This window comes from Micromonospora sp. KC213, from assembly GCF_004348325.1.
Taxonomy (GTDB): Bacteria; Actinomycetota; Actinomycetes; order Mycobacteriales; family Micromonosporaceae; genus Micromonospora.
The window spans coordinates 27,906-49,211 of sequence record NZ_SMKF01000022.1; the positions used below are offsets into that span (position 1 = coordinate 27,906).

Below are 21,306 nucleotides of genomic sequence, written 5' to 3' on the forward strand. Positions count from 1 at the left end.
CTCGCACCCCGGATCTCATCTCGTCGCTCCGAGCGCACTGGCTGGCCAGTGCACCACGCATTCGCCGCGCGTTTCCCGGTGCGCGGCGTGGTCAATATCGACCAGAGCCTCGACGTGACTCTCCTGCCAGCTCAGATGGCCGAGGCCGCACGCCAGATCCGTGCGAACGCGGTGCCATCGACGTCGTTCGCGGCGAGCCGTTCCAGCAGATCGGGTGTGCCTGTACTGGCTCTGTCGCTGATCTTGTGGGCGCCGTGCAGCTGAGGCCAGGATCGTCGCGGTGCTGTCCACTTTGATCAATCTGATTCCGCAATGTCCCATGTCGTGATCGAAGCGATCGAGCGATCGGCCGCGATGATCGTGTTGCGCGTGCGGTCGCGGACACGGGGGGAGTCGGCACCCGCAGTGCAGCAGCATCTCGGCGCGTGACCGGCGGGGCCGTTCTGCGTCCAGCGGAGCAATGCCACCACCTCGATCGACGGCTGGGCCACGGGCCGCAGGCGGGAGGTTCCGCCTTGTCCTCTGTGCGTATTACCGCCGGCACAAGCGGACGTTCGATCTTTCTCATAGAACGCTCGGTGGTACTGGCGTCACTCTGGCGGCCAGACATTGACCTGAGCGTAGGACGGTAGATTCGGGCGTACGGCGAGGCCGTCACGGACGGCTACCGCGGTGTCCACGCACGCGGCCAAGGCGGCGCGAAAGAGCAGGGAGCCCGTGCTGACCCGCCGGACGCCCAGGTTTGCCAGCGCGGCGATGTTGTATCGGCCGGGCTGGAACAGGACATTGACCGGCACGTCGACCGCTGCCACGACGGCGGCGATGTCGGCGGGCTCCGCTAGGCCGGGAATGAAGACTCCATCGGCGCCGGCGTCGGCGTAGAGCCGAATCCGGCGTAGGGTTTCGGCCAAATCACCGGGACGCTGCCAATAGGTGTCGGTCCGGGCGTTGACAAACAGTTGCGGAACCTCCTTCTTCACTGATCGGATCAACGCCGCGTGCGCCGCGGCTGGCCGCATGGCGTCTTCCATGTTGACGCCGACCGCGCCGGTCGCCGCCACGGCGACCGCGGTGCCGACCGAACCGGTCTCGATGTCGACGGTAAGGTGAACCGGGAGCTTCACCAGGCTGCGGGTGAGGCGCAGCGCCTCGGTGTCGGCCGCGCTGACACCGTCGGGCAGACCGGCCGCGGCCGCGACGCCGAGGCTGGTGGTGCCGAGCGCGGGAAAGCCGGCCTTAACCAGACACCGGGCTGACGCGACGTCCCACACGTTCGGCAGGATAAGCGGGTCGCCGCGACGGTGAAGGGCGGCGAAGTCTCTCATGCGAGGGCTCCTTCGACGAGGGCTAGCGCATGCTCGCGGCCGGGGCAGCGGCGTGGCCCGGACCCGAATGCCAGATCGCCCTTCAGGTGCACCTGCACCACCTCGCCGGCTTCGACCGTGACGTCGCCGACGGTGGTCCTGACGAGCGCCTGCCGCTTGGTCACCGGGACCGGCGGGTCATCGCGCAACACCTCGTCGACGGGTCGGTGCCGGGCCCGTTTGATCAGGGCCATGGTGGGCTCGCAAGCCTGCACGAGCACCCCGATGCGGGCAGCGGTCGGCTCGTCGAAGACGCCACCGAACAGCGCGACCAGCCGGGCGACCGCCACGTCTGCCCTGGAATCGTCGCCGGTACCGGGTTGGTACGCCTGCGCGACATCGCGCACTAGGTCCACGACCGGCTCGTCGACACCCATTTCGCGGGCGAGGAGCGCCACCGGGTCCATCGGGCCGAAGCTCCGAAGCGACCCCAGGTCGATTGCGTCCAGGATTGCGATTGACAAAGCCCGCCGGCGCTCGTGGGCCTCTCCGATGCTGAACCGGCCGACCGTGGCGCGTAGCCAGGCGACTCCAGCGCAACCGGATGGGACCGGCGGCACCACGAAGGCCGAGTCGTTCAGGACGGCGAAGGCGGCGTCGCGGCCGCTGATCTGCTGCATGAGCGGACGGTACGGCCGCAATCGTTCGGCAGCCGCCGAAAGGAAACGACCTAGGCTGGGCAGGTGACTTCAGCCTCGGACCTGGCGTCGCTCGCGGCTCTGCTGGCCGACGAGACGCGGGCAGCGATGTGCCTCGCGCTGCTCGATGGCCGCGCATGGACCGCGGGCGAGTTGGCGGCCCACACCCGCGTCGCGCCCTCCACCGCGACCGAGCACCTGCACCGCCTCATCGACGGCGGGCTGCTCGTCGAGCGGCGCCAGGGTCGTCACCGATACGTACAGCTTTCCGGCGCCTCCGTCGCGCAGCTTATCGAGGACCTGGCAGCCCGTGTCGAGCGCCGTCCGACATCGCCGCGGGGGCTGCGGGCAGTGACCGCCAACTCGGCCCTTCGACGCGGCCGCACCTGCTACGACCACCTCGCCGGACGGCTCGGCGTTGCGGTGACGGACGCGATGACCCGGGCGGGGCTGCTGGATCAGACAGGCGGTTTCGCCCTCACCACGGCCGGCCTGGCCTGGCTGACCGACACGCTCGGGCTGAGCCCAGAGGATGTGCGGACCAGCAAGCGACCCCTCGCACGCGGATGTCTCGACTGGACGGAGAGGCAGCAGCACCTCGCCGGGTTAGCCGGGGCAAAGCTATGTGAGACGTTCCTCGGCAACGGTTGGGTGGTGCGGATCGGAACGAGCCGAGCGGTGAAGCTTACCCCGAACGGCAAGGCGGCGCTGCGCGACCTTCTGGGACTTTCCGACGTCAAATGACGAGTGCGCGCAGACAGCGGACGAACACGCGCCGCAGATGACCGCCCTGCGAGGCGCCATCAGAACCACACTGGCCCTGAAACACCCCGATCATCGGCTACTTGTTCCATTGACCTACGACCGTGGCCCGGCCAGGCTCGGTCGAGACCGCGAACCGCGGCCACGCCGCCGCGCGACCTACACCCGCCCGCACGGGGTCCGGCACCTGTTCGCCGCCTACGACCTGGGCAAGGACCAGCTCTACGGCCACATCAAGCATTCCAAGAACCGCTCCAAGTTCCTGGACCAACAGCTCCTGGCTCAACCGGATCGAGGCGCAGTTCACCGCCCTGCGCTACTTCGCCCTCGACGGCACCGACCACCCCATCCACAAAGCGCAGGGCAGCATGATCCGCCGCTACATCATCTGGCGGAACAACAACGCGACCGACAAGCGTCTGGCTACCCTCGTGACCAGGGTCAACGCTGCCTGACCCGCACCCGTGGACGGCCTCACCACAGGTGCAGGAAGCTCCGGACGTCGTCATATCCGTCGAGAGCCCGACCGTCGACGTCCGACGGGTCTGCTTCGGCACGCGCCGCCAGCGACTCCACCAGCGCAAGAGCCTCGTCGCTGAGATGGCCGAAGCGTCGAGCAGCGTGTCCCAGGCACAGGCCGGCCAGCCCGAGCAGAGGGCTTCCCGGAACAGCCCGCGTCCCGACCTCCCTGCACCAGTGCTCGACGAAATCCGCGTCGTTGTCGTTCAACGCCGTCCCGACCAGAACACTCGTCGCCTCGCCCTCCGCCGAGCGGTCATGCAGGGCCCGCTCCAACACCTCAGCCACCGCCTCGTGAGGCAACGCCGGAGGGTTCTCGAAGCTCAGATGCGAGTGCACCCAGCGAGACTACGTGCTCCGCGATCTGCACTCGACCGGCAAGACCGAGGCGAACGTTGCCTGACGTGGCACTAGGGCCAAAGCGGAGCTGCTCCCCGCGCACGCGGGGGTGATCCGTCGGTCACTTGCGCGCCCGAAGGGACTCGGACCCCTAACCTTCTGATCCGTAGTCAGATGATCTTGCCGAGAGTGACCAGAGTGCGATGACGTCTCAGCATGTCCGAGTCAATCCGCCAGCATCCCGGCAGGTCCGGCTAAATATCGGCCGAATGGAATTTCTTGACACCGCGCCGTGAGGAGGGGAGATCCGGACCGGTCCCGATACGTCCGCGCCAGTTCCTCGGCGTCCGAGCAGCCACGGAGCAGCCACGGAGCAACATCCCGTGGCGAATCTGCCTCCGGCAGAAATCGCACCCGCCCTGTGGGAGATCCACCCTGCCGTCGCCGTCGCCGTCGCCGAGGCCCGTTTCGAGGCATTCGCCGCCGAGTCCGGCGACCAGCACCCCCGGCCTTCAACCGGTCCGGCGGACCTCCTGGCTGCAGCTCGCGCCTTTCCTGAACTACGACCATGAGGTCGGCAATGCCCTCTGCACCACCGCCGTCGTCATTTCGATGCGCTTTCCCCTACAGCGTCGACGACGACTCGGCAGGAATGATCAATGAGTACCACTCGCTGTTCGGCCTCGCGCCGGCTTGTGGCGATTTGCACGCGTCAAGTCCTGGTACCGAAACCGACGAGGGCCGTCCCGGTGCATACCTCGACGACGGGACTGTCAACGAGTACGTGTACCGGTCCTGGCGCGTCGTGGACGACCGTCTGGGTTCCGTACGACGTGACGGTCACCGTTCCTCGCTCGTATCGGACTTCGATGGGTGAAGGATTGTGGTCGGTAGGTGTCAGGTGGATGGCGTTACCGTCGGCGAGGACTAGGTGCCGCACACCGGTCCTGCGACTGTCCGCGCCGGGTGCGAGCACGGCCGGGTGCGGTGTGAGTCGAACCTGGTCAGTGATGGCGTTGTCGAGGCTCAGTCGATAGGGAACGCTGAGTACGCCGGTCCAGGCTCCGTCGACGTCTGCGACCTCTCGAATCCAGAAGAGTAGGCACGGTTCGCCCTCGGCGTCCACGAACTCCGTCGCTGCGTAGTGTCCAGCCCCGTGTGTCAGCCGCTGCCATCGTTCGACGCGCATCCGGCCGTCTTCGAAGCTGCCAACTCCGGCGAGGACTTCGTGTGTCGTGCCGTCTCGCCACGTCGAGACAACGAGGACGTGCCGGCTGCCGATCTGCAGAAGTTGCGGGCACTCCCATGCCTCGCCTGATGGCAGCGAACCGGTCGGGGAGGTTCGCGTACTCGCCAGCACGCCGTCGTACGTCCAGTCCTCCAGGTCGGTGGACACGAACGTCAGTACTGCGGGGGTGCCGTCCCGATAGCCTGCGCCGACGAGCATGCGCCATCGATCGCCGTCGCGGAGCACGACCGGGTCCCGGAACACGCGCAGGTCCTCGCCTGGCGGCGGTGTGACGACGATGTGGCCCTTGTTCCATCGCTGCCAGCCGTCGTCCGCGGGGCGGGCGAGCCGGACGGTGCCGAGATTCATGTCGGGTTCGTCGACGGAGGTGTAGTAGACCCTTGCCGACAGAGCCGACGCGAGGTCCGGGAGGACGAGTCCACCGGACCAGCAGCCGAGCTCGTCGTCGCCCGGTTCGAGCGCGATCGGGTGGTGGGTCCAGGTGAGCAGGTCCGGGCTGGTCGCGTGGCCCCAGCGGCAACGCGGGTTCCAGGCGTTGGCACCGGGCAGAGCTTGGTAGAAGAGCTCGTACCGGCCGTTTCGCCAGGTGACTCCGAGCGGGTCGTTGAGCCATCCGTCGGGTGCGGTGAAGTGCACGGCGGGCCTGGTCGAGCTGCCGAGCGGCTTGGCGGTGTTCACCCCTTCACCCCGCTGGAGGCGATGCTTCCGATGAACGCGCGCTGGAAGGAGAGGAAGAGGGCGAGGACCGGAATTGTGATCAGGCTCGCGTAGGCCATCATTGGACCCCAGGCGACGTCGAGTTGGAAGAAGTACTGGACTCCGACCATGACCGGGCGCAGGTTCTCGGACTGTACGGCCATGAGTGGCCAGAGAAACTGGTTCCAGGCGGGCAGGAAGGTGAGGATGGCGACCGTCGCGGTGGCCGGCCCGGCCAGCGGCATGATGATGCTGCGGTAGATGCGGAACCAACTCGCCCCGTCGATGCGGGCGGCCTCGTCGAGTTCCTTGGGGATGGTCGAGAAGTAGGAGTAGTACAGATAGATCGAAAACGCGTTCGCGATGAACGGAATGATCTGTACCTGGTAGCTGTCCAGCCAGCCAAGGGTCCACATGGGCTGGCCGTTCTGCATCACCAGCCACGGAAGCTTGTTGACCCACCACAGCAGTGGCAGCGCGAAGGTCTCGAACGGGACCACGAGCGTGGCGATGATGGCGGCGAGGACGAAGCCTCTGCCCCGCCACCGCATGCGGGACAGGGCGAAGGCAGCCAGGCTGTTGACCAGGACGCCCAGAACGACGGTGAGCAAGGAGACGCCGATGGAGTTCGCCAGGAACCGCCAGGCGGGAACCGTGTCGAAAACGGCCTTGTAATTGTCCATCGAGATGTCGCCGACCGGAAGGAAGGCCCGGAGCGAGCTGAGGTCGGCGAAGATCTGGTTGTCGGGCTTGAGCGATGAGGCGAACATGAAGATGATCGGGAAGGCGAAGAACAGGGCGAGCACCGTGCGGCCGATGTAGCCGCCGATGGTGCCGAATCCTCGGTCAGGTCGTCCGCGGGTTGGCTGGCTGGCCGCCCGGGGCACGCCGTCCCGAGTGGTGGTGATGGTGGCCATGGATCAGTCCTTGTCGCGAGTGAGGAAGCGCTGCACGAGGGAGACGGTGAGCACGAGGACGAAGAAGACGAGCGAGATCGCCGACGCGTAGGCGGTCTGCTGCTGCTCGTAGCCGGCGCGGACGGACTGGAACACGACGGTCGACGTCGAGTCGAGCGGCCCACCGTTGGTCATGATCTTGATTTGGGCGAAGAGGCTCAGAGCAGCGATGGTGATGGTCACGAGGATGAAGCTGCGGGTGGCTCGCAGCCCGGGCCACGTGACATATTTGAACCTCTGCCACGTGCTGGCGCCGTCGAGCTCGGCGGCTTCATACAGGTCGCCGGGGATGGTCTGCAGCCCGGCCAGCCAGATGACCATGTGGAAGCCGACGGCCTGCCAGATCGACATGAAGATGATGGCGGGCATCGCTGTCGAGGGGTTGTTGAGCCAGTCCGTGCCCTGGATGAGGTTGAACGAAACGGCTTGAAGCATGTGGTTGACCAGGCCGTCTCGCTGGTACATGAAGGTCCACAGGATCGAGACCACGACGATCGACGTCACCACCGGCAGGAAGTACACCGTTCGGTAGACGTTGATTCCACGGATACGCGCGTTGATGAGGAGCGCGAGACCCAGGGCGAATCCTGACTGGAGCGGGACGACAACAGCTCCGAAGTAAACGGTGTTCCGCAGTGACTTCCAGAACAGCGGGTCGGAGAAGAGCCTGGTGAAGTTGTCCAGTCCGACGAACTGTGGGCCCTGCGGCGAGGTCAGCCGTGCGTTCGTCAACGACAGTACGAATCCCAGCAGGACCGGGACGAAGAAGAAGACGACGATGAGTACGAGCGCCGGCATGACGAAGGTACGCGCTGCGCGCGCCTCGGCCCGATGTGTGCGGCGCAGGCTGCCGCGAGGGCTGGGTTCGATGTTTGCTGACGATGTGTTCGCGATCGGTTGGGACACGCGGCTCATCCCTTCGCTGCCCACCAGGGGCGAAGCCGAAACCTGAGGTGGACGGGGGCGCGGACCCTTGTTGGTGGACCCCAGCGCCCCGCGGTGCCAGATTGGTTGCTGCTGCGCGGTCTGCTCAGAAGCCGTAGTGGTTGTTGGCCTTGAGGTCGGCGTCGATGTCCGAGACAGCCTGGTCGAGGATCGTCTTCGGGTCACCGCCCGCGATGATGTCCTGAGCGGCCTTGGCGAACGTTGTCGTGAGGAACGGGTAGCCGGGTGTCGGCGGCCGGATCATGGCGTACTTGGCGGACTCGTCGAGGAAGAACCGCTTGGCACCGCCGGGCTGCCAGCCATCGACCATCGCGGCGGCTTCCTCGGTGGCAGGGATGACGTTCTGCTTCTCCGCCATCTCGGCGAGGTACTTCTTGTTGAGGGAGAACGTGATGTAGTCCATGGCCGCCGCCTTCTCGCCACACGTCGAGCTCACTGCCCACTGCCACGAACCGCCGCCGATCTTGGGGCCGTTGCCGAAGTCCGGCGGGGGCATGACGATGCCGTCGGCTCCGAGCTTGGACAGGTTGCCGGAGTGCCAGATGCCCGACCACACCATGGCTGACTTGCCGTTGACGAAGTCGGCGAAGGCGTCGGTGCTGGACTTCGCGGGCGTGTACCCGTTCTTGACGAGGCCCTGGAACCAACTCGCCCACTTCAGCGCTGCGTCCCCGTTGAGCACGCCGCCAGCGGTCTTGTAGCCGTTGCGGTCGATGAGGTCGCCGCCGAAGCTCTGGAGGAAGGGCGAGTAGCCGTAGGTCCACCACTCGGTGCCGCTGTCACCGGTGCCCAGGTCGAAGGCGTACTGGTACTTTCCGTCGGCCTTGATCTTCGCCAGTGCGTCGGCGAACTCCTGCGCGGTCCACGGGTTGTCGACCGTGGCGATCCGGACGCCGGCCGCTTCGAGGGCGGATTTGCGCGCGAAGAGGCCGAGCGCGGCGTCGTACATGCCGATCGAGTACAGCTTGCCCTGGTAGTTCCCCAGCGTGCTCTTGAGCTGCTTCGAGACGAGGTCCTGCGGCAGGTCGAGCGGCGTGAGGTAGCCCGCGTAGGCCCAGTTCGGCACCGTCGGCGCGTCCGCGTCGAGGACGCACGGGAGCTTCTTCGCGGTCGCCGCGGCGACGACCGCGTCGTTGTACGACTCCTGCGGAAATGCCTGGAGCTTGACCGTGTACTTGCTCTGGCTCGCGTTGTAGTCCGCGACGATCTGGTTGATAACGCCAAGCTCCGCCGGGTTTCCGGCGTTGTGCGTCCAGAGCGTCAGTTCCCCCGCGCTTCCACCACTGCTGGTCGATGCCACGCCGCAAGCGGACAGCGCGAGGGCTGCCGTCGCGACACCCGCGAGCACCGCTGTCCCGCGTCGCTCGATCATGAACCGACTCATCTCTACTCCTCCTGGCCGACCGGCCTCCCGCCCGGAGACTCACCGCAGGTGGCGCGCCGTCAAGGTCATTGAAGAAACGTTTCGCCAAACTATGGAGTAACGTTCCTTCAGCGTCAAGGGTGTGTTTCGGATCCGTGTCCCTGCCGAGCGCCTCGACAGGAGTCCTGCGACGATGTCGTGTGGGCCTCGAGAAGGGCACGCCTTGTCCCAGGAGGTGAAGTGGTTGTCGACGATTCGTCGGCCGACGCTCAAGGACGTCGCACAGGCTGCGGGGGTCTCGACCACCACCGCGTCCGTCGTCTTGAACGATCGCCGGGACGGTGTCCGCGTCCCAGATGCGACCCGCCACCGCGTCCAGCGGGCGGCCGAGGACCTGGGCTACCGTCCGAACATCCTTGCCCGTAGCCTTCGGACCCAGAAGACCCGCACGATCGGGTTTGTCTCTGACGAGGTGACCACGACTCCGTTCGCCGTCGGCATGCTCGCCGCGGCGCAGGACGAGGCATCCCGCCACGGCTACCTGCTGTTCGTCGTCAACCTCGGCCCGAACGCCCCGCTAGCCCTCCAAGAACAAGCGATCGACCAGCTGACTCAGCACCAGGTCGGGCATTTCATCTACGGCTGCATGTACCACCGCCTTGTCGACCCACCCCTCGGCCTACCTGCCGACACGGTCTTCCTCAACTGCGAAGCGAACGGCGGCCGTCACCGTTCCATCGTTCCGGATGACCGACAAGGGGCGTACGAGGTCGCAGCGGAACTGATCAAGGCCGGCCACCGTCGGATCGCCTTTCTCGACGATCATCGGCATCCGCCGGCCTCCCGCCTGCGGTTCGACGGCTTCCGGGCGGCGCTCGCTGAGCACGGACTGGACTACGAACCCGCGTTGCACCTGAAGACGACGCCGTTCGTTCGCGGCGGGCTGGTCCTGTCCGACTTGATCGACCTGCCCGCCGAGCAGCGACCGACGGCGGTCTTCTGCTACAACGACCGCATCGCCATGGGCGCCTACCGCGCCGCGCGCACGCGCGGTCTGCGCGTGCCTGACGACCTGTCGATCGTCGGCTTCGACGACCAGGAGTTCATCGCCTCCGAACTCGATCCGCCGTTGACCACGGTCCGCCTTCCGCATCGGGAGATGGGCCAGCTCGCCATCCAGCTCGTGCTCGACGAGCCGGGCGCGCTCGACGACGTGCCCGCACCCAAAGGCAACGTCATCCGCATCGCCGGCGAACTCGTGCGACGAGACTCCGTCGCCAAACCTCACAGCGACCTGGGACAGTCCGACGCTTCATCCTCCTGATGGGCCGGGTGCCAGCACCCGGCCCGGTCATCAGTTGAGCGGCTGGGCCAGGCGTGCGAGGCAGCCGGTTCACCCGGTGGTCTGGCTCGTACGCTTGGGCCGTGTCAACCCACGGAGGCCACCGACCGGCGGCAAGCAGATCCCGCCGGGTAGATGTCGCACGCCTGGCCGGTGTCTCCCCCGCGACGGTCTCCTTCGTGCTCAACCAGACGGCTGGGCAGACGATCAGCGACGAGACCCGACGACGCGTCCTGCAAGCGGTCGCCGAGCTCGACTATCGCCCCAACCTCGCCGCGCAAGGGCTGCGGCAGGGGCGCAGCGCGACCATCGGCTTCGTCAGTCACGACGCCGACTTCGGCGAGTTCGCCGCCTCCGCCATCAAGGGAGCGCACGAGGCGTGCATTCGCCAGGGAAATCTGCTGCTCCTGGTCAACACCGGCGGCTCGAACCGCCAGGCGGCACAGCTGATAGTCGAGCTGCTCGACCGGCAGGCCGACGCCCTGATCTTCGCTGCCGTCGGCACCAGGTCGGTGGTGCTCCCGGACGCCGCCCGTCGAGTTCCCACCATCCTGCTGAACTGCTTCGCCCCGCACAATGCCGCCCCCGCCATCCTGCCCGACGAGGTACGCGGCGGCCGGGAGGCCACCCAGGCGCTGCTCGACCTCGGGCACCGCGACATCGCCTACCTCACCGGTAAGCCCAGCCAGTGGGCCACCAAAGCCCGGCTGCGTGGCTTTCGGGACGCACTGCGCGACGCGGGACTCAACCCGCGCGAGCACACGGTGCTGCCCGGCAACTACCACGCGGACTCCGGCTACGAGCTGACGCGCACGCTGCTGCGGCACAGCCGCCCGCCGACCGCGATCATGTGCGGCAACGACCGGATGGCGGTAGGCGCGCTCCTGGCCCTGCTGGAGGCCGGCATTCGGGTGCCCGAGGACGTGTCGGTGATGGGGTACGACGACCAGTTCCAGCTCGCTGCGGAGATCCGCCCGGCCCTGAGCACCGTGCTGCTCCCGTACACCGCGATGGGACGGCTCGCGGCCGAGCAACTGGCCGCTGGTGGACCCGCCGCTCAGCGCAGCCGCACCCTGGTGCACTGCCCGCTCGTGATGCGCGACTCCACGGCCCCGCCGGCCCGCGGGCGCGCAGCCTGAGCTGCAACCTATTCCCGAATTGTCTGTGAATTCGCCGGAAACTCGGCCGTAACACGGTCTTGACGTGCGCAGAGACGGCGGCCTAGCGTTTCTGCACTAACCCGGGTTAGTGACGGTCCCGCAGCGTGTCACCACGCGCGATCTGCCACCGGCGCGCGACGTGCACCTCACCGGAGGGTGGCCGGTTGCCTCCGGATCAGCGGCCTGTAGCTCTTCGGCGACCGCTCGAAACACGACAACCACTCCGACAGCACGTCCCTGACGAACGAGTTCCTTCGAAGGAATGAGCATGACCAAGTCAACAGGCATGTCACTGCTGGCATCTGCCCTGGCGCCCAGAGAGGACTTCCCGCAATGATGAGCACGAGTCCCAACCGCGCCACCGCGGCCCCGTCGTCGGACCTGCGGACGGTAGGCCGAAGAATCACCCTCGGCCTGGCCTCGGCGGTCGCCGTCGCCATCGTCGGCACCGCCGGGGCGGCCACCGCGGCCGCCCCGCCGCTGCGTGGCGCGCCCGACCTCGGGGTGAACGTCACCGTCTTCGACCCGAGCATGCCGGTCAGCCAAATCCAGGCCACCCTGGACGCCACGCACGCCGCTCAGGTCGACAACGAAATGGGCACCAAACGGTATTCGTTCCTGTTCAAGCCCGGCAGCTACGGCACAGCCGAGCAGCCCCTGCGGATCAAGGTCGGCTACTACACCGAGATCGCCGGCCTCGGCGCGTCGCCGACCGACGTGGTCATCAACGGCAAGGTCGAGGTCTACAACCGGTGCCTGGCCGACGACGGCACTGCCGACTGCCTGGCCCTGATCAACTTCTGGCGCACCCTGTCGAACCTGTCCATCAACGTCAACTCGGCCGGCCAGGACGGCTGCCGCGCGTCGGCCAACTTCTGGGCCGTGTCGCAGGCGGTCTCGATGCGCCGACTCAACATCACCGGCGCCAACCTGTCGCTGATGGACTACTGCACCGCCGGCCCGCAGAACGCCAGCGGCGGCTTCATCGCCGACTCCAAGCTGCCGTTCGTCATCAACGGCTCACAACAGCAATGGCTGATCCGCAACAGCCAGATCGACGGCTGGTCCAACGGCGTGTGGAACCAGGTCTTCAGCGGCGTGGTGGGCGCCCCCGACGACGCCACGTTCCCCAATCCGACCTACACCACCCTGGACACCACCCCGGTCAGCCGAGAGAAGCCGTTCCTGTTCCTGGACGCCAACGGCAAGTACAACGTCCGGGTGCCGTCAGCGCGCTTCGACAGCGCCGGCATCTCCTGGGCCAACGGCCTGACCCCGGGCCGCACCATCCCGATCCGCGACTTCTTCGTGGCCCGCCCCACCGACTCAGTCAAGACGATCAACAACCAGCTCGCCCGCGGCAAACACCTGCTGCTCACCCCCGGCGTGTACAGCATCGCCCAGAGCATCAAGGTCAACCGCGCCAACACGGTCGTGCTCGGTCTGGGCCAGGCCACGCTCACCGCCGTCAACGGCGCCACCCCGCTCGACGTCGCCGACGCGCCCGGCATCATCATCGCGGGCGTCACCGTGGACGCGGGCCTGACCGAGTCGCCGGTCCTACTGCGCGTCGGCAAGAAGCACGAACACCACTCCGGTTCGGCGGCCAACCCGACCACGCTGTCGGACGTGTACTTCCGTGTCGGCGGCCCGCACATCGGCAAGGCCGACACCGCGCTCGAGGTCAACAGCGACCACGTGCTCATCGACCACACCTGGGTGTGGCGCGGCGACCACGGCGTGGAGGGATTCACCGAAACCGAGCGATGGAACACCAACACGGGCCGGTACGGCGCGGTCATCAACGGCGACCACGTCACCGCCACCGGCCTGTTCGTCGAGCACTTCCAGCGCTACAACACTGTCTGGAACGGCAACGGCGGCACCACGATCCTGTACCAGAACGAACTGCCCTACGACCCGCCGACGCAGGCCGACTGGATGAACGGCGACGTCGAGGGCTTCGCCGGGTACAAGGTGGGCGACCACGTGCGCACACACAACCTCTACGGCGGCGGCGTGTACGTATTCAACCGGAACAACCCGTCGATCCGCACCGAGAACGGCTTCGAAGTGCCGAACATGCCGGGTGTGAAGCTGTTCCACGTCATGACCGTCAACCTCAGCGCCGGAACCATCGACCACGTGGTCAACGGAATCGGCGACCCAGCCGACACCACCCGCGCCGGCCGCCCGGTTTTCATCACCGAGTATCCGGCCCCGTAGCACCAGCAGCGCATCTGCGGCCGGTCGAAGCGACAGCCTCGGCCGGCCGCGTGGTGTTCGGGTCAGCACAGCACCGGCGAACCGGCGCGATCCGATTCCCGGACAACGAACCGAACCGCAGCCTCTCACCCAACCAAACAACTCGAACGTGAAGCACCCGCATCCGCCTGGTCCGCGAGAACGGACGCCCGGTCCGCCCCGCCGACCTCGGCGCCCCGACAGTCCTTCGACAGCCTCCTCGCCGTTGCCGTCGACGACGTCGCGCACGCCGGCCGGAACCAACCAAGAATCGTCAACCTCCTGCACCGGGTGCTCACCGACCTCACCACGGTGGCGGCAGAGCAGCACCGGCCAACAATCGAACGACGCCGCAGCCTACCCAGCACACCCGAACCAGGTCGTCACGCCCCTACCCGCATGCGGCGACCATCGACATGACCCCGGAACCACCAGCCACCGCCCACAGTCGACGAAGCAGCCACTCCCGATCGGATTCCTCGTGCTGCCGGTCCAGATGATGGTCCCGGCCTTCACGCCATTGGTTCCTGCACCGGGCCGCGTGCCCATCTGCAAGGTGCGTCAGCCGTTCAACGATCCGTGGTAAGTTGCTCAGGCGACATTGATGCGAGATCGGATCGGATGAGGGAAAGGGAGGTGAGGTTGATGACTGCGAAGGTGGCTGCTGCCGCGTGCAGTGCCCGGACCAACCTTGCGTCCCGGGCCTCGGCCTGACCCAGCTGATTCCTCCGCTCGACGGGACGTTCCATCCCGCCCGGGTTACACCTGCGTCTGTCGAGGCCCCCTTCCGAAGGGTCTCCTCCGTTGTCATCACTGTCTTCCGCGCCGATCCCGTCTGCGAACGTGCTGCGTTCGTACGGCTGGGACGAGGCATACGAGAAAGCGTTCACCGACCACCGGGCAGCCGGCTTGCTGCCCGCCCGCGTCGCACTGGTCGACCGTGGCCAGGCCACGGTGGTCACCGCCATCGGCCCGGTACGCGCCACCTGGTCCGCGCACGCCGGCCCGTCGCCGTCCCCGCTCCCCTGCACCGGGGACTGGGCCGCCATCACCCCCGCCGCGCAGCCGGAGTTGGCTGCGTTGCTACCCCGCAGGACCGCCATCGTGCGGTCCACGGCGTCACGCACCTCCCGTCCGCAGGTCTTGGCCGCGAACGTCGACACAGTCGTCATCGTGGAATCCGTCGCCACCCCCATCCCCGCCGGCCGGATCGAGCGCATGCTCGCGCTCGCCTGGGACAGCGGGGCGCTCCCGGTCGTCGTCCTGACCAAAGCCGACCTCGCCGAGCGGAACCTCACTGAGGTACGCGACGAAGTCGCCGCACTGGCCATCGGCGTCGACGTCCTGGTCACAAGCGTGGCCACAGGCGAGGGCTTGGACATCCTCGCCGCGGTGCTCACCGGGACGATCGTCCTACTCGGGCCCTCCGGCGCGGGCAAGTCCTCACTCGGCAACGCCCTGCTCGGCGCCGAACTACTGGCCACCGGAGCGGTCCGCGCCGGTGACGGCAAGGGCCGGCACACCACCGTCCACCGCGAGCTGCTCCCGCTGCCGAACGGCGGCGTGCTCATCGACACCCCCGGCCTACGCGCGGTCGGCCTGCACGACACCGAACACGGCATCCAGCACGTCTTCGCCGAAATCGAGGAACTCGCCCGCGACTGTCGGTTCACCGACTGCCGACACACGAACGAACCCGGCTGCGCGGTACGTGCTGCGATCGACGCAGGCACTCTGTCACCGCGCCGGCTGGACAGCTACCGCAAACTCCAGCGCGAATCCGCCTGGGCTGCCTCTCGCGACGACGCACGCCTGCGGGCGGAACGGGAGAACCACCGCAAGGCAATCACTCGTCACCTCCGCGCGACCTACAGCTTCCGGGAGCAGCGGTCGTGACCGCGACGCTCGAAGAGATCACCCTGCGTCGCGACCACGGTCGCGACTACCGCTACACGTACGTCCTGTGTCCAGTCACCGACTCGCCGAAGCCACACACCCACGAGGAGCCGCACCCCGCCATGGCCGCCCGCATCTGGCACACCCGTCCGGAAGCCGGACCAGACGACCGTGCCGCGATCCGCCGGATCAACCTGTCCGCGTTCCCCGGCCCCGTCGAGGCCGACCTGGTCGACGCGCTGCGCGAGGACCGGCAGGCGTGGTTGCCGTGGTCCTCGTGGCTCGCCGAGGATCCCAACGGCACCCCCGCCGGCTTCGCCCTGCTGACCCGATGCCACGTGGACGACGTACCGGCCCTGGCCCTCGGCCCCTGCGCGGTGCTGGCCGAACAGCAGCGCACGGGCGCCGGATCAACGGCAATTCGCGCCGCTCTCGACGCCGCCCGAGCCGCGGGCGAGAACCTCGTCCTCGTCCTCGGTCACGCACCCTACTACCCCCGGTTCGGCTTCATGCCCGCCTCCGGGTACGGGATCCGGCCGCCGTTCGACGTGCCGGACGAAAACATGATGGCGCTGGTACTCGACTCCAATCGCCCTGTCCCGCGCGGCACCATCCGCTACGCGGCGGCCTTCGGCGTCTGATCTGACCACCTCCGTCAGGTGCGGGGCGGGCCGACCGCCCCGCACCTGACCCGGCCCGATCGGCAGAGGCTGCGTGCAAAGGCCTCCGAGCGCACCGGCGGATCTGCGGCGTGTGCACGCCGAGTCGAGGAACCTACCCCGTGCTCCCGGCTCCGGTAGAGCAACACGTTCCTTCAGCGAGACCCGCGAGGAGGCGCCTCATTCACGCCGGGGCGGGGTCGGCACGGTCGCGGCTCAGGTGGCGCGGGCCGTCGGTGCCGGGCTGGTCGACGCCCGGCCCGGGCGGACCCATACGTCCGCCTCGCCGTTCGGCCGTCAGTGTTGCTGTTGCTCGTCGGTCAGGTGGGCGAGGACGACCTCGCTGATGTCGCCGAGTTGTCGGATCTGTTCCGCGGTCAGCAGGTCGATGAGGTGGGCGCGCACGCTCTGGAGGTGACGGGGTGCCGCCTTCTCCAGTGCCGCCAGGCCCTCGTCGGTCAGGGTGGCGAGCCAGCCGCGACGGTCGCCCTCGTAGTGCTTCCGGCGTACCCAGCCGCTCTGTTCGAGCTTGTTGACGGCGTGGGAGATGCGGCTGGGCTTGGAGTTTGTCCAGTGCGCCAGCTCACTCATGCGCATGGTCCGTTCCGGGGCTTCGGACAGCAGAACCAGCAGCTCGTAGTAGGTGGGCGGCATGCCGGCCGCTGTCTGCAGGTCGCGCTCGAGCCGGTCGGTCAGCAGCCGCATGGTCAGGCCGAAGGCGCGCCAGGTCCGCTGCTCGTCGTCAGTGAGCCATCTCGTCACGGAACCATCGTACTCAAAGGTTGCGCACTGAAATAACGCGACGTACTGTCCTGCTGAACCTTTCAGCACTGAACTAATTTCAAGGAGCAGGATGTACCCCAGCGAACTCACCGGCACCTACACCATCGACCCGGCGCACAGTCGGTTCGGCTTCGTGGCCCGGCACGCCATGGTGACCAAGGTGCGCGGCAGCATCCCGCTCGTGGAGGCCACCGCCTTCCTGAACGCCGGCAACCCTTCCGCCTCCCACGTCCGGGTGGTCCTGGACGTGGCCGGTATCGACACCGGCAACCCCCAGCGGGACGGACACCTGCGCACCGGCGACTTCCTCGACGCCACCAACCACCCGCACATCACCTTCACCAGTACCGCCGTCGAGCACACCGGCGGCGACAGCTTCGAGGTCACCGGCCGCCTGACCATCCGCGGCGTCACCCGCGATATCACCATCCCGCTCGACCACACCGGCGTCGCCGTCGACGCTCAAGGTCTTCAGCGGGTCGGGTTCGAGGGCAGCACCGTGATCAACCGCAGGGACTACGGCGTCAGCTTCAACGCCGCCCTGGAAACCGGCGGCGTGATGATCTCCGACAAGATCACGCTCGAGTTCGACCTGTCCGCCTTCAAGACCGCCTGAAAGGTCGTGCCCGCCATGCGTACTGCCAAAGCGCTCATCTCGGCCGCGCTCCTGGCCTTGACGGCGGCGGCCGCCGCGGTTCCCACGGCGGCCACGACCGCCGCTCCCCGAAGGACGGCTACGGCGGAGGTGGCGACCGCCGCTCCGCGATGGACGGCCACCTGGGGAACGGCAACACAATGGCCGACCCCCAGCACGCCCTGGTACGGCACCAACTGGTCCCGGGAGGGCTTCGCCGACCACACCCTGCGCCAGGTCATCCGGATCAGCGTCGGCGGCACCGCCGTCCGCATCCGGCTGTCCAACATCCACGGCACGACGCCACTGCGGATCGAAGGAGCCGCCGTCGCCAACGCCCTGCAGGGCGCTGCCACCGGCCCCGGGCTACCGCTGACCTTCAACGGCGACTCGGATGTGGTGATCCCGCCCGGTCGGGAGCGCTACAGCGACGCCCTACGGCTGCGCACGCACGCTCTGCAGCGGCTCGCGATCACTGTGCGGTTCAGGGCGCCCACCGGCCCGGCCACCTTCCACCATTTCGCCCAGGCCACGTCCTACCGCGCCGTCGGTGACCACCTCACCGACCGCGAACCCGCGGCTTTCACCGACCGCAGCAACTCCTGGTACTACCTCACCGGCGTGGAGGTCAGCGGCGGCCCCAACGCGAGCATCGCCCTGTTCGGCGACTCGCTCACCGACGGGGTCGGCTCCACTGTCGACGCCGACAACCGCTACCCCGACCAACTCGCCGAACGGCTGGCCGCCCGGCGGCGACCCCTCGGCGTCGTCAACGCGGGCATCGGGGGCAACCGCCTGCTGAGCGACTCACCCGAGTACGGGCAGAACGGCCTGGCCCGCTTCGAGCGCGATGTCCTGGAGCGGCCCGGCATCCGCTCGGTGATCATCATGCAGGGCGTCAACGACCTCGCCGAATGGAACAAGCCCCGGCAGGCCACCGCCATCGAGATCATCGCCGGACACCGGCGACTCATCCGCGCCGCCCGTGCCCGCGGCCTGACCGTCGTCGGTGCCACCATCATGCCGATCAAGGGCTCCGCGCTGGCCTACAGCGAGCAGGCGGAAAAGGTACGCGACCAGGTCAACCACTGGATCCGGACGAGCGGCGCCTACCACCAGGTCGTGGACTTCGATCGCGTCGTCCGCCAACCGTCCGACCCCAACCTGCTCCGACCCGAGTACGACTCCGGCGACGGCATCCACCTCAACGACGGCGGCTACGACGCCCTCGCCCAAGCCGTCGACCTCGGCATCCCTCTCACGGCGGCCTGACTGTGGCATGGATCACTGCTGAACCGCCAACCTTTCGGCGCCACGGACGTCTGTCGAGGCAACCGATCCACTCACGAGGAGACAACTGGATGCGTATCTCCAGCCGTGCCGCCGCCATCACCGTCGGAGCCGTCGCCGCCCTGGCGATGGGCGGAGTGTCCGCCGCGAACGCCCTGACGACCCCGCCGTCGCCGCCCGTCACGCCGACGCCCGGTCCGACGAACTCGCCGGCACCGACGCCCGGACCCACGAGTACCTCCGCGCCGACACCCCGGCCCACCAGCTCCTCGGCGCCGAGGCCGACGGCTACCACCTCCTCCGTCCCGACGCCGGGACCCAGCACCGCACGGCCGACCCCCTCCTCCTGGACACCGGGACCGACCTCCCCTTCGGTGCCGACGCCGGAACCGACCAAACCACTGCCGACCCCTTCCGCCTCCTCGCCCACGCCGGTCCCCACCGCCTCTCCAACGCCGACGCGCCCACGCACCGCTCGCTGACCGGTACCCGAACCCACCATTTCGTCCAGCAAAGGGCACGCCCGTGATCGTTGTGCTGCCACTGCCATCGGCGCTGCTCCGATGGACGCGGCGGGCTCAGCCACGCTCCCGGCCTCCCCGGCCCTCCGGGGAGGCCGGGCCACCGATCAACCAGCTCTACCACGCCCGGCGACTGAACCTGGTGCGCCTGGCCATCCTCCTGGTCGACGACCTGCCCACGGCCGAGGACGTCGTGCAGGACGTGTTCGCCGCGCTGTACCGGCGACACGGCGCCGACCTGCGGGCGCTGACCGACCCCGACGCGTACCTGACCACCGGGGTGATGAACGCGGCCCGCTCCGTCCTGCGCCGGCGGCGCAGCGCCCGCGCATACCTGCCACCGCCGCCGAGCGCCGTGCCGGCGGCGGAGGACGAGGCGTTGCTGGGACACGGTGACGCGCAGGTGCTGGCCGCGATGCGGCGGCTGACCACCCGGCAACGTCAGGTCTTGGTGCTGCGCTACTGGTCCGAGCTGAGCGAACAGGAGATCGCCGACGCGCTGCGGGTATCCCGCGGCACCGTCAAGTCCACCGTGAACCGGGCACTGGCCATCCTGCGCGGCCTACTCGAGGACAGCCGATGAGCAGCGAACTCGAAGACCGGCTCCGCCGGGCGCTGGCGAACCGCGCCACCGCGATCACCACCGACCGGCTGCGGCCAGCCATCCCGCCCACGGCCACCGCGCCACTACCGCGAATACGACGCTGGCTGCCGATGGTGGCCGTGGCGACCGGGACGGCCATCGTCATCGCGGTTGCCGTCGTGCCGCGCCTACCCGGACCGGACCGGCAACCTTCGGTCCCGCGCCCGACGATCACCAACCCCGCACCCTCGCCCTCACCCTCGGCCCGGCCCACCGGCGAAACACCCACACCCGGCCTCGACCGCTCCACGCCGCCATCGCCTACCTCGAGCCCCAAAGCCACCCCGGCCCGGACGCCGTAGACCTCGGCTCGGATCCGCATCACTTCCTAGAAAGGCGACCATGTTCAAGCGATTGAGCCTGATGTTGCTTGCCTCGCTGACCACCTTTATCGTCCTGCCCACGCCCGCCGCCCAGGCCGGCACGTGGGGCGCCTACCCCACGAGCACCGGCAAGCGGACCTGCTCCAGCACCCGCGTCTGGAACGGCGCCGCGCACCAGGTGTGCCTCGAGTTCAACTCGGCCCGTACCCAGGTACGGGCCATCGCCTTCATCAACCCGTCGGCCTACACCAACTTTCAGGTGAATATGCGCCTGTGGTTCGGCAACGACGGCGTCAGCATCCCCCAGTCCTGCCCGACGATGACCGGTAACAGTCCCCGCGCCTGCTGGACCGGATGGACCACGCTGCGGCTGCCGTACGTCGTCGCCGACGCCACCTTCGGCATCGCCGGCCAGTGGATGCTCCCGGTGCGCGCGCTGGACATGAAGCTCTCGGCGAAGATCCAGGAGACCAGCACCTACTGCGGACCGGCCGCTGTGCAGACCGTCCTGGCCACGATGGGCGCTTCCGCGCCCTCCCAATCCGTGCTCGCCGACCGGATGGCCACCGACACCTTCGGGCTCACCCTCCCCGGTGCCCTCTCTCCCGCCATCAACGCCTATGCGGGCGCACCCGACTACCGCGGCTACTACCAGAGCAGCACCCCAGAGGGCCTGGACGCGGGGATGCGGGAGATCGTCGAGTCGCTGTCCCGCGGCCGACCGGCGATCGTGCTGGTCCGGGCCGGCTCGCTGCCTTGGAGCAACGCCTCACCGTGGTACCGGCACTACCTTGTCATCCACGGCTACGGCGGCTGGCAGCACCCGGACGTCGGCTACGTGCCGACGAGCTTCAACGTCCTCGACCCGTGGGACGGCGTGGAGCACCAGATCAGCATCGACGACCTCATGACGGCCACCCACCTGGCGGTCAGCGACGGCGAGTACTTCGTGGCCAGAACCTGACAGTCCGGCCTCCAGC

The 21,306-nt window shown here is 68.1% G+C and carries 21 protein-coding genes; 12 read left to right on the forward strand and 9 right to left on the reverse strand.

The window, feature by feature from the left end; genetic code table 11:
- The first annotated feature begins 87 nt into the window (after positions 1-87).
- Complete coding sequence (locus tag E1166_RS30795) at positions 88-264, forward strand: hypothetical protein (protein WP_165944277.1); 177 nt, start codon at positions 88-90, stop codon at positions 262-264.
- Positions 265-590: 326 nt separating this feature from the next.
- On the opposite strand, the gene E1166_RS07960 is transcribed toward E1166_RS30795, so the two are convergent.
- Both E1166_RS07960 and E1166_RS07965 read right to left on the reverse strand, forming a co-directional pair.
- Entirely contained in the window at positions 591-1,325 is a 735-nt protein-coding gene (locus tag E1166_RS07960) for an isocitrate lyase/phosphoenolpyruvate mutase family protein (RefSeq protein WP_132337108.1), read from the reverse strand.
- A complete protein-coding gene (locus E1166_RS07965; RefSeq protein ID WP_207914086.1) occupies positions 1,322-1,984 on the reverse strand; it encodes a hypothetical protein in 663 nt (220 codons plus the stop codon). The genes E1166_RS07960 and E1166_RS07965 overlap by 4 nt, the downstream gene beginning before the upstream one ends.
- A 63-nt stretch (positions 1,985-2,047) precedes the next feature.
- On the opposite strand from E1166_RS07965, the gene E1166_RS07970 reads away from it, so the two are divergent.
- Complete coding sequence (locus tag E1166_RS07970; protein WP_132337110.1) at positions 2,048-2,746, forward strand: winged helix-turn-helix domain-containing protein; 699 nt, start codon at positions 2,048-2,050, stop codon at positions 2,744-2,746.
- Positions 2,747-2,868: 122 nt separating this feature from the next.
- Positions 2,869-3,219: a hypothetical protein gene (locus E1166_RS07975; RefSeq protein ID WP_243710241.1), complete on the forward strand. Its 351-nt coding sequence runs from the start codon at positions 2,869-2,871 to the stop codon at positions 3,217-3,219.
- A gap of 19 nt (positions 3,220-3,238) precedes the next feature.
- On the opposite strand, the gene E1166_RS07980 is transcribed toward E1166_RS07975, so the two are convergent.
- From E1166_RS07980 to E1166_RS08005, 5 genes are all read right to left on the reverse strand, one after another.
- A complete protein-coding gene (locus tag E1166_RS07980; RefSeq protein WP_207914087.1) occupies positions 3,239-3,622 on the reverse strand; it encodes a hypothetical protein in 384 nt (127 codons plus the stop codon).
- 712 nt (positions 3,623-4,334) lie between these two features.
- Positions 4,335-5,507, reverse strand: a complete 1,173-nt coding sequence (locus E1166_RS07990; RefSeq protein ID WP_165944278.1) for a glycoside hydrolase family 32 protein — start codon at positions 5,505-5,507, stop codon at positions 4,335-4,337.
- Between the two features lie 38 nt (positions 5,508-5,545).
- Positions 5,546-6,484 (reverse strand): carbohydrate ABC transporter permease, encoded by a 939-nt coding sequence (locus E1166_RS07995; protein ID WP_132337114.1) that lies wholly within the window; start codon positions 6,482-6,484, stop codon positions 5,546-5,548.
- A 3-nt stretch (positions 6,485-6,487) separates the two neighbouring features.
- The gene (locus E1166_RS08000) at positions 6,488-7,429 is read right to left on the reverse strand and encodes a sugar ABC transporter permease (protein WP_207914089.1); all 942 of its coding nucleotides are present in this window, start codon (positions 7,427-7,429) and stop codon (positions 6,488-6,490) included.
- A gap of 124 nt (positions 7,430-7,553) precedes the next feature.
- Positions 7,554-8,852, reverse strand: coding sequence for a sugar ABC transporter substrate-binding protein (locus E1166_RS08005; protein WP_132337116.1), 1,299 nt, complete (start codon positions 8,850-8,852; stop codon positions 7,554-7,556).
- Positions 8,853-9,054: 202 nt separating this feature from the next.
- Here E1166_RS08005 and E1166_RS08010 point away from each other — a divergent pair, with 202 nt between their 5' ends.
- From E1166_RS08010 to E1166_RS08030, 5 genes are all read left to right on the forward strand, one after another.
- Positions 9,055-10,155 (forward strand): LacI family DNA-binding transcriptional regulator, encoded by a 1,101-nt coding sequence (locus tag E1166_RS08010; RefSeq protein ID WP_165944279.1) that lies wholly within the window; start codon positions 9,055-9,057, stop codon positions 10,153-10,155.
- A 101-nt stretch (positions 10,156-10,256) separates the two neighbouring features.
- Entirely contained in the window at positions 10,257-11,312 is a 1,056-nt protein-coding gene (locus E1166_RS08015; RefSeq protein ID WP_165944280.1) for a LacI family DNA-binding transcriptional regulator, read from the forward strand.
- Positions 11,313-11,669: 357 nt separating this feature from the next.
- Positions 11,670-13,559 (forward strand): adenylyl cyclase, encoded by a 1,890-nt coding sequence (locus E1166_RS08020; protein WP_243710243.1) that lies wholly within the window; start codon positions 11,670-11,672, stop codon positions 13,557-13,559.
- 861 nt (positions 13,560-14,420) lie between these two features.
- Positions 14,421-15,473 (forward strand): ribosome small subunit-dependent GTPase A, encoded by a 1,053-nt coding sequence (rsgA, locus tag E1166_RS08025; RefSeq protein ID WP_207914091.1) that lies wholly within the window; start codon positions 14,421-14,423, stop codon positions 15,471-15,473.
- Entirely contained in the window at positions 15,470-16,114 is a 645-nt protein-coding gene (locus E1166_RS08030; RefSeq protein WP_243710244.1) for an N-acetyltransferase, read from the forward strand. The genes rsgA and E1166_RS08030 overlap by 4 nt, the downstream gene beginning before the upstream one ends.
- A 315-nt stretch (positions 16,115-16,429) precedes the next feature.
- Here E1166_RS08030 and E1166_RS08035 read toward each other — a convergent pair whose 3' ends face one another.
- A complete protein-coding gene (locus tag E1166_RS08035) occupies positions 16,430-16,894 on the reverse strand; it encodes a MarR family transcriptional regulator (RefSeq protein ID WP_243710245.1) in 465 nt (154 codons plus the stop codon).
- A 91-nt stretch (positions 16,895-16,985) separates the two neighbouring features.
- Between E1166_RS08035 and E1166_RS08040 the strand changes: the two genes are divergently transcribed.
- Both E1166_RS08040 and E1166_RS08045 read left to right on the forward strand, forming a co-directional pair.
- Entirely contained in the window at positions 16,986-17,531 is a 546-nt protein-coding gene (locus tag E1166_RS08040; protein ID WP_132337125.1) for a YceI family protein, read from the forward strand.
- A 15-nt stretch (positions 17,532-17,546) separates the two neighbouring features.
- Positions 17,547-18,821, forward strand: a complete 1,275-nt coding sequence (locus tag E1166_RS08045) for an SGNH/GDSL hydrolase family protein (RefSeq protein WP_132337128.1) — start codon at positions 17,547-17,549, stop codon at positions 18,819-18,821.
- Here the strand turns inward: E1166_RS08045 and E1166_RS08050 are convergent.
- Positions 18,808-19,281 carry a hypothetical protein gene (locus tag E1166_RS08050; RefSeq protein ID WP_165944281.1) on the reverse strand — a complete coding sequence of 158 codons (474 nt, stop codon included), beginning with the start codon at positions 19,279-19,281 and terminating at the stop codon, positions 18,808-18,810. The two genes, E1166_RS08045 and E1166_RS08050, sit on opposite strands and share 14 nt — an antisense overlap.
- An 83-nt stretch (positions 19,282-19,364) precedes the next feature.
- Between E1166_RS08050 and E1166_RS08055 the strand changes: the two genes are divergently transcribed.
- Positions 19,365-19,943, forward strand: a complete 579-nt coding sequence (locus E1166_RS08055) for a sigma-70 family RNA polymerase sigma factor (RefSeq protein WP_132337132.1) — start codon at positions 19,365-19,367, stop codon at positions 19,941-19,943.
- A gap of 402 nt (positions 19,944-20,345) precedes the next feature.
- A complete protein-coding gene (locus tag E1166_RS08060; protein ID WP_132337135.1) occupies positions 20,346-21,290 on the forward strand; it encodes a C39 family peptidase in 945 nt (314 codons plus the stop codon).
- Positions 21,291-21,306: the final 16 nt, after the last annotated feature.